The organism is Marinomonas pontica (genome assembly GCF_026191375.1).
GTDB classification, from domain to species: domain Bacteria; phylum Pseudomonadota; class Gammaproteobacteria; order Pseudomonadales; family Marinomonadaceae; genus Marinomonas; species Marinomonas pontica.
The window spans coordinates 1-15929 of sequence record NZ_JAODTL010000051.1 but is presented as its reverse complement, the minus strand read 5'-3'; the positions used below and the strand labels follow the sequence as shown (position 1 = coordinate 15929).

The window sequence follows — 15929 nt, the reverse complement described above, 5'->3', positions numbered from 1 at the left end:
GATTACTGGTCAGATACCGCCATGATTTCACCTAAACCGCCCCATTGTTCCGCAAAAATAGCGGCGGGCATGGGTTTAAGGTCATCGGCAATAATGGGACGAAACGCCATGGCACTGAGCACGTCTTGCTCTAAATCCAAGCCCGGTGCAATTTCCGTCAACACCATGCCTTCTTGGCGAAGCTCTAACACACAGCGCTCAGTGATAAACACCACTGGCTTATGGTTTTCTCTGGCCACCGCGCCACTGAAAGTAATGTGATCCACCGCTTCGACAAATTTTTGCACCTTGCCTTCTTCCAATACCGTCATCTTGCCGTTTTCAAAGCCCAGCTTCGCACCATTCACTAACGTGCCGCAGAACACCACTTTTTTGGCACTCTGGGAAATATTGATAAAGCCACCCGGGCCAACCACTTTAGGGCCAAACTTACTGACGTTTAAATTACCCTCTTTGTCAGCTTGCGCTAATCCCAGAAAAGCAATGTCCAAACCGCCACCGTCGTAAAAGTCGAACTGCGCTTCGTGCTCAATAATCGCATCCGCATTCCACGCCGCGCCAAAATCACCGCCAGAGGCAGGAATACCGCCGTAAGTACCAAGCTCGGTGGTTAGGGTAAATAAATGGGAGACTTTTTCTTCTGCGGCAATAGCGGCGACGCCGTCTGGCATACCAATACCAAGGTTAACCATAACATTGGCCTTTAGCTCCATGGCCGCACGACGTGCAATCACTTTGCGGTCACTGAATGCCATGGGCGGCAGTGCGTTTAAAGGCACACGGGAATTCCCCGCGAGACCCGGATTGTAAGTCGTAGTAATAGTTTGTTTGTGGTCTTCAGCAGGTGCGACTGTGATGTAATCGACCAAGACACCGGGCACTTTGACGTCTTTTGGATGAATTGAATGACGCTCTGCAATGTATTTCACTTGCGCAATCACAATGCCGCCACTGTTTTTGGCGGCTTGTGCCATTGGTAAAATTTCCGCCAACATGGCTTCTTCTTCAACGGACAAGTTGCCGTCTTCGTCTGCCGTGGTTGCGCGGATCACCACCACATCTAATGGGAATTTTTTAAACAACAACCATTCTTCGTTTTCAATGTCGATGCGTTTAACCAAATCTTCGGTGGTCAAAGAGGTGACTTTCCCGCCGCTTACTAACGGGTCAACGTAGGTTCCCATGCCCACTTTGGTAATCACACCCGGCTTATTGCCAGCGATTTGACGCCACATAGTGGTCAACACACCTTGAGGAAGTAAATACGCTTCGATGGCATTGTCGGTAATCATTTGCGCCATTTTAGGGGCTTGGCCGGTGTGACCCGAAATCAAACGCTTAACCAAATTAGGGTGAGCCATACGGGACATACCCGCGTCTCGACCATCGCCACAGCCACAATCGTGAATCAAGGTTAACTGTTGAGGGTGGCCTGTTGCTGTAAAACGTTGCTCGACGGCTTTGGCAACCGCTTCAGCAAAATAGGACATGCCTACGGTTGACCACGCCACACTGGCGCCATCGGGGATTAATTCAGCGGCTTGCGCTAAGGAAATAACCTTGCTCATTTTATACCCTCATATTGCTTTTATAGTTGTTTGGTTAGCTGGGCTTTGTGTTGTTTTAGAGACTGTCATTCGTCAGAATTAATTATGTTGTACATCACAACTATTTTTTTTACAAACATTTTTAAAGCCCATTATCTTTTTTGAATACCCCGTGTAAAAAATTTATATTTACTATTGTTGAAAAGCACAACAATTTATGTCACAACTAGATTATTCTTGAGTGAGAATGGCAAAAAGGTACCGAGTGACAGTACTCTAAGCGCAATGAAAGGCGGTCGTTGTGGTCATTTGGGAATAAAAAACACTGACATAACAAAAAAAACTAAGGTGAATACAATGAAGAAAATCCAACTAAAAGGTTTGGCATTTGTAATGGGCTCTATGTTGTCTATTAATGCCTTGGCAGCGGATGCGGAATACACTCTTAAGCTGCATCACATGTTGCCACCTATGTCCATGGCGCATACTCAATTCCTAGAACCTTGGGCAAAAAAGTAGAAGCCGATTCCAACGGACGCATCAAAATTGATGTCTATCCAGCCATGCAGCTGGGCGGAAAACCGCCTCAACTTTTTGACCAAACTCGCAAAGGCATTGTGGATCTTTCTTGGACAGTGGCTGGCTACACGCCAGGGCGTTTTCCTAAAATGACGTCATTTGAGTTGCCTTTTGTTCCAGGCTCTGCCAAAGCCACCAGCATGGCATTGCAAGAATACGCTGAAACAGAAATGCAAGATGAGCTAAAAGACATTCACCTTATCGCCGCTCATACCCACGCTCCAGGCTCTTTCCACTCTCGTACTAAAGCGATCAAAAACTTAGAAGACATCCAAGGCATGAAGGTACGCGCGCCGAACAAGGTCATGTCTGAAGCATTCAACATGGTGGGATCGAATACCGTATTTTTACCCGTCACCGAAATGCCAAGCGCACTATCAAAAGGCGTTATCGATGTGGCGGTATTGCCTTTCGAAGTGGTACTGCCGATGAAAATTCATGAGTTGGTTGAGCACCACACTCAATTCAAAGGCGCAGGGCTGTACACCAACACGTTCTTGTTCTCTATGAATAAAAAAGTGTATGACAGCATGCCCGCTGATTTGCAAAAAGTAATCGATGACAACTCAGGTGTTTCGCTAGCGGGTCACATTGGCGACCTGTTTGACAATTATGAAGTGTTTGCTCGTAAGCACGCCGTCGATCGTGGCAACAGCTTTGATTACATCGAAGGCGCTGAACACCAGCGTTGGGAAAAAGCCATGGCGCCAGTTACCGCAAAATGGATCGAAGACATGAACGATGATGGCTACGATGGACAGCGTCTTCTTGATAAAACCAAAGCGCTAATTAATAAATACGAAAACTTCTAAGCCACTAGCTGGATAAGTTAGCATGATCAAATTTAATGCAGATATACATCGATCTCTTGTGGGTCGCTTATCGTCTCTATTTGCGCTAACGGGTGGCTTTATCATGTTAATGCTGGCGGTGACGACCGTCGCCAGCATTATCGGTAGAACAACCATAGGCCAATCAATAGAAGGCGATTACGAAATCACCGAAATGGGTCTGGCAATGGCCGTATTTCTCTTTCTTCCTGAATGTTATTTACGCAAAGGTCACGTCATTGTCGATCTATTTACCGCACACTGCAAACCCAGCACGTTACGTTTTTTAGACACCTTTAGTGATGTGATTTTCACCCTAGTTGCCTTTACTTTTGCTTATCGCATGAGCCTAAGTGGCTTCGAAGCAAAAGAATATTTAGAACAAAGCATGCTGCTTGAATTGCCCACTTGGTGGACATTTATTGTGGGCGTTGTATCCATGACACTGTGTGGACTTTGTGGTCTTTATAAACTGTCCACCTCGTTGTGTGGGGGTAATCATGAGTAATATCGAACTGGCCTTTTTAATGATGGCTGCACTGCTGGTTCTGATGAGTATCCGTATCCCAATTGCGTTAACCATGTTGGTGTGTGGCGCCATTGGTTATTCTCTTATTGGTGGCGTTCCTGCTCTATTAGAATATTTAGGCACCGCGCCTATTTCAAAATTTTCGACCTACGACCTTTCCGTCGTGCCTTTATTTTTATTAATGGGAGAACTCGCAACCCGCTCTGGCATCACCGCCGAGCTCTTCCGTACATGCAATACATGGATTGGCCGTCAACGGGGTGGTATTGCTATGGCTGCCATTGCAGGCTGCGCAGCATTCGGTGCGATTTGTGGCTCTTCTCTCGCCACCGCGTCAACAATGGGCAAGGTCGCACTGCCTGAAATGAAACGCTTAAACTATTCTGGCAGTCTCGCTGCTGGCGCCTTAGCAGCCGGTGGTACGTTGGGTATCTTGATTCCTCCCTCCATGGTGCTGATTATTTTTGCGGTACTCACCGAACAAAACATTTCCAAAATGTTCATCGCCGCTTTTATTCCAGGCTTTTTAGCGGCTGGTGGCTACATTCTTGCCATTGCTATTTATGTGCGAATTTACCCAAACGCGGGCCCTCGTGGTGAAAAAACGACATTTGCCCAGAAGATCAAATCCACAAAAGACGTGTGGCACATTACGACTATTTTCTTGGTGGTATTGGGCGGCATTTATATGGGGATTTTTACGCCTACAGAAGCCGCTTCTGTCGGGGTTATCTTGACCGCGATTCTTGCGATTACTCACGGTAAAATGCGCATGGATGGATTGCTCACGTGTTTAATGCGTACCGCTGTGTCTTCCGCGATGATCTTTTTTATTGTGTTGGGTGCGGATTTATTCAGTGTCTTTATTGCGCTTTCACGGTTACCCGATTTGGGCGTTGAGCTAATACAAAACTCTGGTTTATCGCCTTATACCATCTTGGTCTGCATGCTACTTACCTATTTGGTGATGGGCTGTTTCCTAGACAGTTTAGCAATGATTTTGCTGACGATTCCGATTTATTTCCCCATGATTATGGCAATGGACTTTGGTATTCCAGCAACCGATTTGGGGATTTGGTTCGGTATTTTGGCTCTGATTGTGGTGGAAGTTGGGTTGATCACGCCACCCGTAGGGATGAACGTGTTTATTATCAAATCCTTTGATGACACGCTCAAGTTAAAAGAATGTTTTAAAGGCGTCATACCTTTCTTAATTTCAGACTTTGTCAGAGTTGCATTACTCATACTGTTCCCGAGCATTACGCTAGGACTGGTTCACTTAATTGGCTAACACATCAACGCAGGCCAAGTGCCTGCGTTTCTTGGTATAACGCTCAACAGTTTAGAATTACACCAAACTGATGTTTTATATTACAATGTCCGATTATTCGAATAAGAAATGAGACTAACATGGCTAACGACACAAAAAAAACAGACCAAACCGTAGACTTTGGCATACTTAATAGCTTGGTTGGTTATCGCTTACGCCGCGCTCAAATGAATTTTTTCACTAAGTTTTCTGAGGTTTGTTCAGACCTTGGCATTAGCCCAGGTTTGTTTGCCATTATTGCTATTGTGGAACGCAACCCAGGTTTGACGCAAACTGCCGTTGCTCAAGCACTTGGTAATGACCGCTCCGCCATGGTGGCCGCCGTCGACAAACTGGAAAAAATGGACATTATTGAACGCAGACCCGCCATCAATGACCGTCGATCCTATGCTCTTTTTATGACGCAATATGGCGAAACGTTTTTCACCACCATCAGCGAACGCGTCATGGAACACGAGCAAATCATGGCCGCACGTTTAGAAGGCGACAACGAACTAGAGTGGTTATTGAAAACACTGGATACGCTGTCTTATTGATGACCTATTGATGTCCTAATGTTAATGAGCAAAAAGACAATGAGCGATCAATACATTGATCGCTCATTTTTACAAATTGCTTGAGAACTGTCCTACCGCATCGACCACTCGCTGAGCACCGTCCTGGATCTCAACAATCACTTCGCCAGCTTCATTAGAAAGCGTCAATCCTTGCTCTGCTTGTTCTTTGCCTTTATTTACTAACGATACGGCCTTTTCCGCCAAGATTTGGTTTTTTTCCACCACTCCCACTATTTCTTCTGTGGCGGTACTGGTTCGTGAAGCGAGCAGCCTCACTTCATCCGCCACCACCGCAAAGCCTCGTCCCTGCTCTCCTGCTCGTGCCGCCTCAATTGCGGCATTTAACGCCAATAAGTTGGTTTGATCGGCAATGCCTCGAATGCTTTGGATAATAGACCCCACTAATTGGGATTGTTTGTCCAACTCAGAAATGCCTTCTGCGGCTTCGGCCATTTGTTCTGCTAATTGGCGCATGACCGCCACCGTGTCACGTACGACTCGGCTGCCTTTTTGCACTTGCGTCTGTTTGTTGTGAAATAGTGAAGGCAATATCAGCAGCGTCAGATACCGCCAACTCTCGATTCACCTGATCGGTAATAATGGTGGCAAACTTTACAACCTTGTATAAACGGCCATGTAAATCTGAAATAGGATTATATGTGGCTTCTAACCAAACAATGTTTCCTCGACTATCAATGCGTTTAAAACGATCGGCAACAAATTCCCCTTTATTTAAGCGTGTCCAAAATCCCACATATTCGGAAGATGAAGACTCTTCAGGCGTACAAAATATTTTGTGATGCTTACCTCGGATTTGATCCAGTTTGTAACCCATTCCCTGCAAAAAAGATGGTTCGCAGTCAATATATGACCGCTCATATCAAACTCAATCACAGCGGTTGAGCGCTGCAACGCCGCAATAATATTTTGATCTTCACGAGAAGAAGTAATGGTGCGAGTTAAGTCATTACAATGAAGGGCAAACTCTTTCAATTTTCCCGTTGTGCCGTCTAAGATAGGCTGAACGATGGCTCTTAACCAAGCCTCAGTGCCATCTTCCTTTTCAATTTCTACTGCGCCAACCCAGTGTTTAACGTTTTTTATAGCCCCTAATAAGGCATTGTAATGTTCGGTTTTACGCGAATACGAAGGGGTTAATTCAGACAACGTCTTGCCCACGATGTACTCTTTCGAGCAACCCAATTCTTTTAAGAATTTATCATTGACTGACTTAATCACACCATCAGGGTCAATACCAGCACCAGCATTTCTTGACTCAAACTGTCTCTGACTTGATTTAAAGAGTAAAGCTCGTCTTTCAGTAACTGCAGTTCATTTTTTAAACCAGTATTGAACATTATGCGCTCCTTGAATGTGTCGAATTCCAATAACAATAGCTTGTAAATATTGAGATCGCTAGATTGCTATAAAACTTACTAATAACAAAAAACACAACCGGATCAAGGCTATGAGTTTAGGTCGTTAATAATCACCGTCAATTCAGCGTCTAACATCTCCCGCAGGTTTGACGTTTCTATCGACGAAAGACACGTTTCAACTGCCTCCTCATCGCTGTCAGTGGATTTTAACGTGGCTTCATAACCAGCCAGTTTGCCAGCTAATCTCGGCAGCCCCATCGTAAGTGCCGCTCCCTTCAATGTGTGAAGGCTCTCTATAAGATGAGTCACATCTCGTTGCTCTACGCCTTGAGCGATGTGCGCCAATAAATCATCCGCTTCTACTCTAAAACCTTCGACCACATTTTTGTACAAATCCGCACTACCCGCAAATCGAGACAGGATAGATTGAAGATCTTCGCGCTCCACCACATTACTGCTGTGATCATCTAACTCCCTTCGAGGGGCATGTTCATCCTTTAACGAAGAAACCGTTTCCTCTGCACGTTTTGCATAACGCAAAATACAGCGAGTCATTTGGTCTATGTCTAACGGTTTTGCAATATGATCAATCATTCCAGCTTGGAAACAGGATTGCTTGTCAGCTTGAGACACATTCGCCGTCATGGCAATAATTGGAAGATCCGCAAAACGAGCCTCTTTACGAATGCGTTTGGTCGCTTCTAAGCCATCTACACCGGGCATTTGCATGTCCATCAATACTACGTCAAATGTCCCCACATCATGAGACAGAACCGCACTGACACCTTCCAAGCCACCGTCTGCCACTTCAACCTTCGCACCTTGTGACATCAGTAACTCGGTTGCAACCTGTCGATTAAACGCATTGTCTTCCACCAAAAGCAGCGTAATACCCAACAAACTGTCGGACAAATCGGTTGTGTCTTGCAGACTAAAACGATGGCGTATTTCCCCTGTTAGCGATTCATACACCGTTTCGGATAATTTGCTCAATGTCACAGGCTTGATCAGACGACCAGAAACGCACTCCGTTAACGCGTCTAACTGATCGTCTAAAGCATTCGACATCAACAACACCTTAGGACGCTGCTCAGCCACAACAATCGCAGATTCAATCTGTTTAATACTTTCCGCTCCCGCAAAGTCGCTTGTTTTACAGTCTAATAAAACCGCATCAAAGGGTTGACCTGCGACCGACGCATCACTGACCAAGGGGCCAGCAAGACGAACTGAATCAGCGGTTTCAGACGACCAACCTAAGCTCATCGCCATACGCGAAAAAATCATTTTTGAGGTGTCATTAGAATCAATAATCAACAATCGAATCGGTGCACTTATCACATCGGAAGGCTTTTCAACCTCCACATCCGCCACTGGGAAATCTAAGGTGAAATAGAAGGTACTGCCTTTCTCTGGCTCACTTTCTACTTGAAGGTTACCTCCCATGAGTTCCACAAATCGACGACAAATCACCAACCCCAGACCGGAACCCCCAAAACGTCGTGCCGTTGAAGATTCCGCCTGAGAAAACACATCAAATATAGACTCTAGTTTATCGGCACTAATGCCTATTCCCGTGTCTTTCACACTGATTTTTAATCGCGAAACCGTACTTTCCATAGACAGTTGTTTAATCTCTAAAACAACACAACCTTCTAAAGTGAATTTCATTGCGTTACTGAGCAGATTAATAAGGATTTGCAAAAAGCGCAGTTTATCTCCAACCAAATACGTTGGGATGTCTTTATCAATATCAAAAATTAACTCGACCTTTTTACCCATGGTACTGACAGACAAAACCGTCGCCAATTCGCTCAGCAAAGCCTCTACTTCAAAGGGCGCCTTTTCCAATTCCAGCTTACCAGCGTCCACTTTTGTAAAGTCCAACACATCATTAATCAATCCTAATAGTGTTTTGGCCGAAATCTGGGCTTAAATGTAATCCTCTTGTTGAGACGATAAGGCCGTGCGTTTCACCAAATGCAGCATGCCTAAAATAGCGTTCATTGGCGTGCGTACTTCATGGCTCATGTTCGCCAAAAAGCTCGACTTGGCGACACTGGCTGAAATCGCCTCTTCTTTGGCCTTACGCAACCAACTCTCTAATTCACGCTCTGCTGTCACATCACGAACAATCCCATCATAATGGTTTTATTGCCTTCGGGGTTTTCCTGCAAAGACGCGCTGGCCGATATATAGCGAATCTTGTTATTTGGCAATATGATCCGAAACACCATGTCATAATACCCAGTCCCATCAACAGCGTTTTTTAAGGCTTCAGCGGCCATTTCTCTATCATCAGGGTGCAATCGGCTCAACCAGTCTTCGTAAACAATACCGTCCTTTCTTTTTGACAAAGGATATTGGTAAATATCCAACATCAAATCGTTCCATTCTAGTGTGTTACCCTCTATATCCCAGTTCCAAATGCCTAATTGCGCCACCTCTGCAGCCATCAGCAATTGATCGTGAGCGTATATCAAGGCTTGCTGATTGTTTTTTTGCTCAGTGATGTCCATCGCCATGCCCAAATAGCCAATGATCTCATTGCTACTGTCTTTCACATAGTGGTAACGACTAACGACACTGGGCGCGTACTGCCATCCTTATGAAGATAAGTCCATATTCCTTGCTTTCAAAATCACCTTGCAGCGCCCTATAAACCAACACACCCAAAGACTCCACCACGGTCACTCCTGTGGCATTCAATATTTCCCTTCGGTGTTGCTCTATCTCGGTCACATCATGGAATCCAAGCGGAGTCATTCTGCCAACCACCTCTTCAGCCGAGTAACCCAGCATCCGCTCAGCGCCTTTATTGAACAGTTTAATCACACCATTCAAATCCGTTGCAATAATAGACACTTCAGACGAGGCGCTTAACACGTCATTTAGCATTAAATTCAGCTCTTGAATTTCTGCTGTACGCGCCTTTACCTGATTTTCTAAGTTGGTGTTTAGCTCAAAAATTCTGGCTTCTGCCTTCTTGCGTTCGGAAATATCACGCACGGTATTCGACACACCAAAAACGTTATTATTTGCGTCTAATATAGGAGAAAGTGTGAGGGACACCGGAATTTCCGTGCCATATTTTGTTCGTCTACGCGTTTCAACAGAGTGTGAAGACTTGTCTTTTTTCACCTTTGTAATGATGGTCGCTTCTTCATGCTTGAGGTCTTGAGGCACCAACAATTCATTAACATCGTGGCCGATGGCTTCTTCTTTTGTAAAACCAAAAATACGCTCCGCACCTTGGTTCCAGCTAACAATAATGCCATCCAAATTTTTACTGATAATACCGTCCGCAGAACTTTCTACCACGGCCGTGATTCTGGCTTGATGCGCCATGACCTCACGACGTCGAACAATATTTAATCGAATAGCCATCACAATAATAGTAAGCAAACCACTGATGAGCAGGCCAACCACCAAAAAGGCAATAGGATCGGGCAAACGCAATGCTTCAATGAACGCAGGAGTAATACTCAGTGAACTTTGCCAATGCCGCCCATACACCAGCGTTGTCTGTTCTTTTTTAAACTGTTTTATTCCTGATGTTCCACTGTCATAAAAAAGCACCGGATTATCCAAATCGGTAATATCCACCAATTCATAATGAATTTGCTCCGGATCTATAGGCAGCCCATTTAACACTTCCTCCATCAGCAAAGGGGCATAACTCCAGCCAAACCCTTTTTGAATCCGCTCGGCTTGAGTCAAAGGCGTGCTGCCGCCACGGTAAATTGGCATAAGGATGAGAAAAGATTGCTGCGGCTTCCCGGAGGCTTGAACCAAGGTAATTGGCCCTGTCAGACGCACTTCACCAGTGTATAAAGAGGAAGCCGCCGCTTCACGACGGTTTTTCTCTGATGCGATATCCAAACCGACTGCCTGACGGTTTCGATCAACCGGTTCAATGTATTGGATGACATAACGTTCATTGAAGTTTGGCGCCAGCGTTTTGATCGAAAAATCTGGCCAGCCATCCTGACGAGCCGACTCGACAAACGCATCCTCCTCAGATTGAGGTACTCGACGAATAAAGCCAAAACCACGCGCACCCGGAAATTCATCGTCCACGTCACGCGTCAAACTGTACAAAGTAAAAATATTCCGAGAAATCTCATTTTCACCTGTCGTAAACACCGCACCGCGCGCCCCGCGTAAACCGTATTGATAAAGCTGAATACGAGTCAGAACCTCTTGTTTCAGCGTTTTAGAGGTTTCAAAAACCGCTTGATTAATACGAACTTTATTATCTGTATGAATTTTATAAGAGAGGCCCAAAACAATAGAAACGGTAATCAATAAAGTGACAATCACCCAGCGGTTATAAATCGATTGAGTTGAAATTTTGTACACTTGAGTCTCCATACATTGCCCCATAACATTTTACTGTGACCTAAGATGGGGAAACTTCAGTCACGTTACAATTTTCATAAGTGTAGATGAATTAACAACTTATATTTAGAGAGTGGCGATAAAAAACAAAAGAAATTACGAAACGAAACAGAAAACAATGAACGATGTTAAACAGGCCATTAAGCCAAGCATCCTCCCCAAAATGACTTGCCTTATGTCAGCTTCCTAACGACAAAATCAGCGCAGCACTGAGTTTTGGGTTATAAATACACTATTCCTAATGAACCAAAACGACAGGATCACGTTTTATGAAAGTCGCCGTTTTCTCCTGCAAACCCTACGACAAAAGAACCTTGACGCATTTCGCCGCTACCACAGAATTGAGCATGACCTATTTTGAAAGTCGACTCAGTATGGAAACCATCAGTCTAGTCAAAGGTTTCGATGCTGTATCCTGCTTTGTAAACGACGACATCAACGCGCAGGTAATTCGCTTATTAAAACAACAAGGTGTCACGACCATCGCCTTGCGCTGCGCAGGGTTTAACAATGTCGACCTTGAGGCAGCGAAGGCCGAAGGCATCAAAGTGTTTCATGTTACCGATTACAGCCCGACCTCAGTGGCCGAACACGCCGTTGCCCTTATCATGACTCTAAATCGCAAAACACATCGCGCTTACCACCGCGTAAAAGAAGGCAACTTTGCCCTAGAAGGGCTTATGGGGTTCAACCTAGAAGGAAAAACAGTTGGTTGCATTGGAACAGGACGAATTGGCGCGGCGTTTTGTCGCATCATGAAAGGCTTCGGCTGCCGCGTATTGTGTTATGACCTGCATCCATCTCAAACGCTTATTGAGCAAGGCTGCCAATACATCCCCCTCGATGAACTCTATCAGCAAAGCGACATCATCAGCCTGCATTGCCCGTTAAACCCAGCAACACATCACCTAATCAACAAAGACAGCCTAGACAAAATGAAAGACGGCGTGATGATCATCAACACCAGCCGCGGCGCGCTCGTGCATGCTCAAGAAGCCATCGACGCCCTGTACAGCGGCAAAATTGGCTATTTAGGCTTAGACGTTTACGAACAAGAAAACAAAATTTTCTTTGAAGACATGTCATCTCACATCATCCAAGACAGCGTTTTCCAGCTTATGCTCACCTTCCCCAACGTCGTCGTTACCGGCCACCAAGGCTACTTTACCGACGAAGCCCTCAACCACATCGCCGAAACAACCATCGACAACTTACTTCATCACCAAAGCGACAGCAGCGGCGCAAGGCAATTGGCATAGGGTTGAGTCATAACAAAAAGATCACATAATAATCAAGATACACTAAACCATTCGTCACTCTGATCACGTATAATTTGCGAACTTGGAGAGTACAAAAGGAGTGACGAAAGATGAACCTCGATAAACCAACTCAAGAAAGACTAATAAGCATTGTCCGTAGAGCAGGCCAAGAGATCGTCATGCCAAACTTTCGTCAGCTTAGCGCCGCCGACGTAGAAACCAAAAGCAGCCTAACGGACCTTGTCACCATTGCCGATAAAGCCAGCGAAGCTTTTATTACTAAAGAAATTCAGAACGCATTTCCCGATTGGGATATAGTGGGCGAAGAAGCCGTCGCCGAAGACCCTACAACGACAGACAAAATAGCCACTGCCGACACCTGCGTCATCATCGACCCGATCGACGGCACATGGAACTACGCCCACGGATTATCTGAATTTGGCATGATACTCGCCGTGGTGGTAAAAGGTGTGACACGTTTTGGCTTGCTGTACGACCCAGTAAACGATGACTGGGTTTACGCCAACCTAGGCGAAGGCGCTTTTTTCCAACGCACCGCCATGGATGAAAAAGGCAAACATCAAACACCTAAACAGGCACCATTAGCACTCGCCTTCACCGCAGAGCCAGACCTAGACAAACTCACCGGCATTATGTCTGTGAACTCCTACACCGGCCAGAAAAAACAAGACTTTGCCTTAAAAGCAAGTCGCTTTGTTCGCATTAACAACTTGCCTTCTTGCCCTGCTTACCGACAAATCGCCCAAGGTCACTTTCACTTCAGCCTAACCTACAAAATGCTGCCATGGGATCACGCCGCCGGCGTACTGATTCACACCGAAGCAGGCGGCATCTGCCGCACACTCGACGGCCAAGAATACCGCCCAACCATGCTAGAAGGCGAAATGCTCGCCGCCCAGTCAGAACAACAATGGCAAGATTTGGCGGATTGGTTTAGGAGCTCAAAGAGAGTCTAAATAGGAAATGGTATGTAACAGGCTTAACTTAACGAATTAAGCGAACTTTTTCTTTTGACCACTTTTTGACAACATACTCAACAAGCCAGTAAGGCTGTGTTTCATCAAACGCTTTCGCCTTAATATCTAGATAACCATCCTGCGTAACTTCTGCAATAAAAGTCATCTCAGTGGACGAGTTATCGAACAAAAATCCTCGACGGCAGATAGTCAGCATTTCATGAAGGTTCTCTAAACTACGTAAATAGCGAGAAGCAATTTTGTCCTCTGGTACAGTATGACCGCCTTCCTTTACTCGCTGCTCTACACGCGCCTTGTTCAACTCAACTTCAGAAGTACACACATAGTATAAGTATGGCTTATAACCAACTTTCTTAGCGCCTTCCACGAACTGAATATGGCTCTCGTGACTCATCACTGATTCATAAGTGAACGACAAGCCATCTTTCACCCAGCCATCGCGAAGCCCTACTGAAATGGATTGAGCAAGTTTTGCGGCTAAAAAAGTATTATCTGGTAAAGTATCATCGATTGAAAAAAAGAAATGTGTTTAGCAATATCATCAGGATTAAGATATTGGCCGAGTGGAACAGCATACTCTTCCCTGAGTAACTTAGTTAATGTTGTCTTACCAGAGCCATTAGGACCAGCAATTAATCTTAGGCTTGCCAAACCAGATCCTCAGCATTTAGACGAGGACGATCAGAAAGTGATTTAACTTCTGTAATAGAATGATCTGGGTTACGCATGATCAATTTGCCGTCTTTTACATAAGCCGCAGACACATGCGATTTTTCAGCCTGCTGAACCGCTCGACGAGAAGCTTGAGCAGCCAGCTTTTGTAAGGTTGCTAAATCGTGCAAAGGTTCTTTTCTGGATTTGCGAGAAATCATCCTGACTTTACTCATACAAAACTCCTTCTATATCAGAGTGAAACACATCTATTGATATTAACACTAAGAACCTAAAACTTCACCTCAAAATCAACCATACTGCGACGTCTTCGTATTGAACTAGACGATTTAAACAGCCCATATCTGATCGACTTGGTGGATGAAAACAACCTCACCAACCAAGCCTTGTTAGCACAGATTCGAGAATCAGGAATAATCATTTATACTCGTTAAACACTTGAGCTTCCTTCTTGCCCAACTGAATTTGGCAAAGCCAAAATCAATCTATCGCCAGCAGTTTGATCTCGTGAATAGTGGTGGTTTCCCATACGTTGTGTACGGTGAATGGATCAGAATCCAACCAAGCTTGTAAAGCGGCTAAATCAGGGAACGCTACATGAACGTTGGAGCCAATCATCTTGCCTTGATCATTAACCATGGCACCACCGCTAATAAAAGTCCCTTGCTTTGCCATAGCTCGTAGACCATTCAAATGCGCTTCACGATGCTCTAAACGACGTTCTAAAGCATCTTCATAATCAAACGCAGTAACCACAAATTGCATATCAACCTCTTTTTATTTTTTAGAAAACTTTTGCTTCAGAATGCGCCAGAATGGCGTACTAGAAAGCACAACAAATACAATAATAAGCAACAAAGTAAGTGACAAAGGACTACTGAAAAGATTCGCCCCAAATGCCCCCAAATCATTACGCTCCGCCAAAATGGCACGACGCCAATTCTCATCCATAAGATGACTTAAAATGACCCCTAAAATAATAGGCCCCAGCGGATACCCATGACGACGCATGAAATACCCCATCACACCAAACGCCAACATCCACCAAATATCCGACACACTGTTATGAATCGAATAAGCCCCAACAATCGATAACAAAAAGATAATAGGTATCAAGATACCTTTTGGGCACTGAATAATTTTAGAGAATACCTTGATGCCAGTGAGACCAAAAATCAGCAAAAAGACGTTCGCTAACAATAATGCGCCCACAATAAACCAAAACATATCTGGGCGAGTTTCGATCAATAAGGGACCTGGGTTCACACCATGAATAAACAAGGCACCAATAAACACCGCTGTCACAGCATCGCCCGGAATCCCAAGCGTCAACATAGGAATAAATGCCCCACCCACAGCAGCATTATTAGATGATTCGGCTGCGATTAGACCTTCTTTTGCGCCTTCACCAAAAGGCACCTCAGGCTTTTTCGTTACACGACGAGCATGGTCGTAAGCCATTAAAGAAGCAATTTCACCGCCTGTTCCCGGCAATGCGCCTATCGCCACACCGATAAATGAACTTTGAAGACTCAACGACAGATGTTTCTTAATATCTCTAAATTTAGGGACAATCTTATCCACCTTCTGCTTAATCATCGCCTTATCAAGATGATGCAACTGCACCAAGGCTTCGGTTAAACCGAACAAGCCGATCATCACCACAACAGGACTAATACCACTCCACAACTCAACATAGCCAAATGTGAATCGTTCTTCTGCCGTAAGCGGGTCTAACCCCACTGTGCCGATACCAATGCCTAAAGCACCAGCGAAAATGCCTTTTATTAAACTTCTACCCGATAAAGCCCCAACCAAGGTGATCCCCATAACCCCCAACAGCAAATA

At 45.0% G+C, this 15929-nt stretch carries 21 protein-coding genes; 7 read left to right on the top strand and 14 right to left on the bottom strand.

Features of this window, described 5'->3' with window-relative positions; all coding sequences use genetic code 11:
• Positions 1 to 2 precede the first annotated feature (2 nt).
• Complete coding sequence (locus tag N5P32_RS14220; RefSeq protein WP_265729691.1) at positions 3 to 1568, bottom strand: acyl CoA:acetate/3-ketoacid CoA transferase; 1566 nt, start codon at positions 1566 to 1568, stop codon at positions 3 to 5.
• 336 nt (positions 1569 to 1904) lie between these two features.
• Between N5P32_RS14220 and N5P32_RS14215 the strand changes: the two genes are divergently transcribed.
• The 5 genes from N5P32_RS14215 (at position 1905) to N5P32_RS14195 (ending at position 5351) form a co-directional block, all read left to right on the top strand.
• Entirely contained in the window at positions 1905 to 2066 is a 162-nt protein-coding gene (locus tag N5P32_RS14215; protein WP_265729690.1) for a hypothetical protein, read from the top strand.
• Complete coding sequence (locus N5P32_RS14210; RefSeq protein ID WP_265729689.1) at positions 2051 to 2938, top strand: TRAP transporter substrate-binding protein; 888 nt, start codon at positions 2051 to 2053, stop codon at positions 2936 to 2938. Before N5P32_RS14215 ends, N5P32_RS14210 begins: the two co-directional genes overlap by 16 nt.
• A 22-nt stretch (positions 2939 to 2960) precedes the next feature.
• Positions 2961 to 3464, top strand: coding sequence for a TRAP transporter small permease (locus tag N5P32_RS14205; RefSeq protein WP_265729688.1), 504 nt, complete (start codon positions 2961 to 2963; stop codon positions 3462 to 3464).
• The gene (locus N5P32_RS14200) at positions 3457 to 4776 is read left to right on the top strand and encodes a TRAP transporter large permease (RefSeq protein WP_265729687.1); all 1320 of its coding nucleotides are present in this window, start codon (positions 3457 to 3459) and stop codon (positions 4774 to 4776) included. Before N5P32_RS14205 ends, N5P32_RS14200 begins: the two co-directional genes overlap by 8 nt.
• A 119-nt stretch (positions 4777 to 4895) precedes the next feature.
• Positions 4896 to 5351, top strand: coding sequence for a MarR family winged helix-turn-helix transcriptional regulator (locus tag N5P32_RS14195; protein WP_265729686.1), 456 nt, complete (start codon positions 4896 to 4898; stop codon positions 5349 to 5351).
• Positions 5352 to 5420: 69 nt separating this feature from the next.
• Here N5P32_RS14195 and N5P32_RS14190 read toward each other — a convergent pair whose 3' ends face one another.
• The 8 genes from N5P32_RS14190 to N5P32_RS14155 form a co-directional block, all read right to left on the bottom strand.
• Positions 5421 to 5846, bottom strand: coding sequence for a methyl-accepting chemotaxis protein (locus N5P32_RS14190; protein ID WP_409371111.1), 426 nt, complete (start codon positions 5844 to 5846; stop codon positions 5421 to 5423).
• Between the two features lie 13 nt (positions 5847 to 5859).
• A complete protein-coding gene (locus tag N5P32_RS14185) occupies positions 5860 to 6207 on the bottom strand; it encodes a PAS domain-containing protein (RefSeq protein ID WP_265729684.1) in 348 nt (115 codons plus the stop codon).
• Positions 6105 to 6611, bottom strand: a complete 507-nt coding sequence (locus tag N5P32_RS14180) for a PAS domain S-box protein (protein WP_265729683.1) — start codon at positions 6609 to 6611, stop codon at positions 6105 to 6107. Before N5P32_RS14180 ends, N5P32_RS14185 begins: the two co-directional genes overlap by 103 nt.
• Positions 6608 to 6730, bottom strand: coding sequence for a hypothetical protein (locus N5P32_RS14175; RefSeq protein ID WP_265729682.1), 123 nt, complete (start codon positions 6728 to 6730; stop codon positions 6608 to 6610). Before N5P32_RS14175 ends, N5P32_RS14180 begins: the two co-directional genes overlap by 4 nt.
• A gap of 108 nt (positions 6731 to 6838) precedes the next feature.
• Positions 6839 to 8641, bottom strand: coding sequence for a response regulator (locus N5P32_RS14170; protein WP_265729681.1), 1803 nt, complete (start codon positions 8639 to 8641; stop codon positions 6839 to 6841).
• A gap of 42 nt (positions 8642 to 8683) precedes the next feature.
• Complete coding sequence (locus N5P32_RS14165) at positions 8684 to 8875, bottom strand: histidine kinase dimerization/phospho-acceptor domain-containing protein (protein ID WP_265729680.1); 192 nt, start codon at positions 8873 to 8875, stop codon at positions 8684 to 8686.
• Positions 8872 to 9315, bottom strand: coding sequence for a PAS domain-containing protein (locus tag N5P32_RS14160; protein WP_265729679.1), 444 nt, complete (start codon positions 9313 to 9315; stop codon positions 8872 to 8874). The genes N5P32_RS14165 and N5P32_RS14160 overlap by 4 nt, the downstream gene beginning before the upstream one ends.
• 13 nt (positions 9316 to 9328) lie before the next feature.
• Entirely contained in the window at positions 9329 to 11125 is a 1797-nt protein-coding gene (locus tag N5P32_RS14155) for a CHASE domain-containing protein (RefSeq protein ID WP_265729678.1), read from the bottom strand.
• Between the two features lie 296 nt (positions 11126 to 11421).
• Between N5P32_RS14155 and N5P32_RS14150 the strand changes: the two genes are divergently transcribed.
• Both N5P32_RS14150 and N5P32_RS14145 read left to right on the top strand, forming a co-directional pair.
• On the top strand, positions 11422 to 12411 hold the full coding sequence (locus N5P32_RS14150; protein WP_265729677.1) for a 2-hydroxyacid dehydrogenase: 990 nt from the start codon (positions 11422 to 11424) through the stop codon (positions 12409 to 12411).
• A gap of 110 nt (positions 12412 to 12521) precedes the next feature.
• Complete coding sequence (locus N5P32_RS14145; RefSeq protein ID WP_265729676.1) at positions 12522 to 13388, top strand: inositol monophosphatase family protein; 867 nt, start codon at positions 12522 to 12524, stop codon at positions 13386 to 13388.
• A gap of 28 nt (positions 13389 to 13416) precedes the next feature.
• Here the strand turns inward: N5P32_RS14145 and N5P32_RS14140 are convergent, their stop codons facing one another.
• From N5P32_RS14140 to N5P32_RS14125, 5 genes are all read right to left on the bottom strand, one after another.
• On the bottom strand, positions 13417 to 13866 hold the full coding sequence (locus N5P32_RS14140; protein ID WP_265729758.1) for a zeta toxin family protein: 450 nt from the start codon (positions 13864 to 13866) through the stop codon (positions 13417 to 13419).
• A gap of 20 nt (positions 13867 to 13886) precedes the next feature.
• A complete protein-coding gene (locus tag N5P32_RS18290) occupies positions 13887 to 14060 on the bottom strand; it encodes an ATP-binding cassette domain-containing protein (RefSeq protein WP_409371109.1) in 174 nt (57 codons plus the stop codon).
• On the bottom strand, positions 14048 to 14296 hold the full coding sequence (locus N5P32_RS14135) for a hypothetical protein (RefSeq protein ID WP_265729675.1): 249 nt from the start codon (positions 14294 to 14296) through the stop codon (positions 14048 to 14050). The genes N5P32_RS18290 and N5P32_RS14135 overlap by 13 nt, the downstream gene beginning before the upstream one ends.
• A 265-nt stretch (positions 14297 to 14561) precedes the next feature.
• Positions 14562 to 14846 carry a YciI family protein gene (locus N5P32_RS14130; RefSeq protein ID WP_265729674.1) on the bottom strand — a complete coding sequence of 95 codons (285 nt, stop codon included), beginning with the start codon at positions 14844 to 14846 and terminating at the stop codon, positions 14562 to 14564.
• Positions 14847 to 14858: 12 nt separating this feature from the next.
• The coding region (locus N5P32_RS14125; protein ID WP_265729673.1) for a tripartite tricarboxylate transporter permease at positions 14859 to 15929 on the bottom strand (1071 nt) is incomplete at its 5' end.

Excerpts from the sequence above, each read along its gene's own strand:
- N5P32_RS14220 (WP_265729691.1), bottom strand. The coding sequence starts at position 1,568 with ATGAGCAAGGTTATTTCCTTAGCGCAAGCCGCTGAATTAATCCCCGAT.
- N5P32_RS14215 (WP_265729690.1), top strand. The coding sequence starts at position 1,905 with ATGAAGAAAATCCAACTAAAAGGTTTGGCATTTGTAATGGGCTCTATG.
- N5P32_RS14205 (WP_265729688.1), top strand. The coding sequence starts at position 2,961 with ATGATCAAATTTAATGCAGATATACATCGATCTCTTGTGGGTCGCTTA.
- N5P32_RS14200 (WP_265729687.1), top strand. The coding sequence starts at position 3,457 with ATGAGTAATATCGAACTGGCCTTTTTAATGATGGCTGCACTGCTGGTT.
- N5P32_RS14195 (WP_265729686.1), top strand. The coding sequence starts at position 4,896 with ATGGCTAACGACACAAAAAAAACAGACCAAACCGTAGACTTTGGCATA.
- N5P32_RS14190 (WP_409371111.1), bottom strand. The coding sequence starts at position 5,846 with ATGCGCCAATTAGCAGAACAAATGGCCGAAGCCGCAGAAGGCATTTCT.
- N5P32_RS14185 (WP_265729684.1), bottom strand. The coding sequence starts at position 6,207 with ATGGGTTACAAACTGGATCAAATCCGAGGTAAGCATCACAAAATATTT.
- N5P32_RS14175 (WP_265729682.1), bottom strand. The coding sequence starts at position 6,730 with ATGTTCAATACTGGTTTAAAAAATGAACTGCAGTTACTGAAAGACGAG.
- N5P32_RS14155 (WP_265729678.1), bottom strand. The coding sequence starts at position 11,125 with ATGGAGACTCAAGTGTACAAAATTTCAACTCAATCGATTTATAACCGC.
- N5P32_RS14150 (WP_265729677.1), top strand. The coding sequence starts at position 11,422 with ATGAAAGTCGCCGTTTTCTCCTGCAAACCCTACGACAAAAGAACCTTG.
- N5P32_RS14145 (WP_265729676.1), top strand. The coding sequence starts at position 12,522 with ATGAACCTCGATAAACCAACTCAAGAAAGACTAATAAGCATTGTCCGT.
- N5P32_RS14135 (WP_265729675.1), bottom strand. The coding sequence starts at position 14,296 with ATGAGTAAAGTCAGGATGATTTCTCGCAAATCCAGAAAAGAACCTTTG.
- N5P32_RS14130 (WP_265729674.1), bottom strand. The coding sequence starts at position 14,846 with ATGCAATTTGTGGTTACTGCGTTTGATTATGAAGATGCTTTAGAACGT.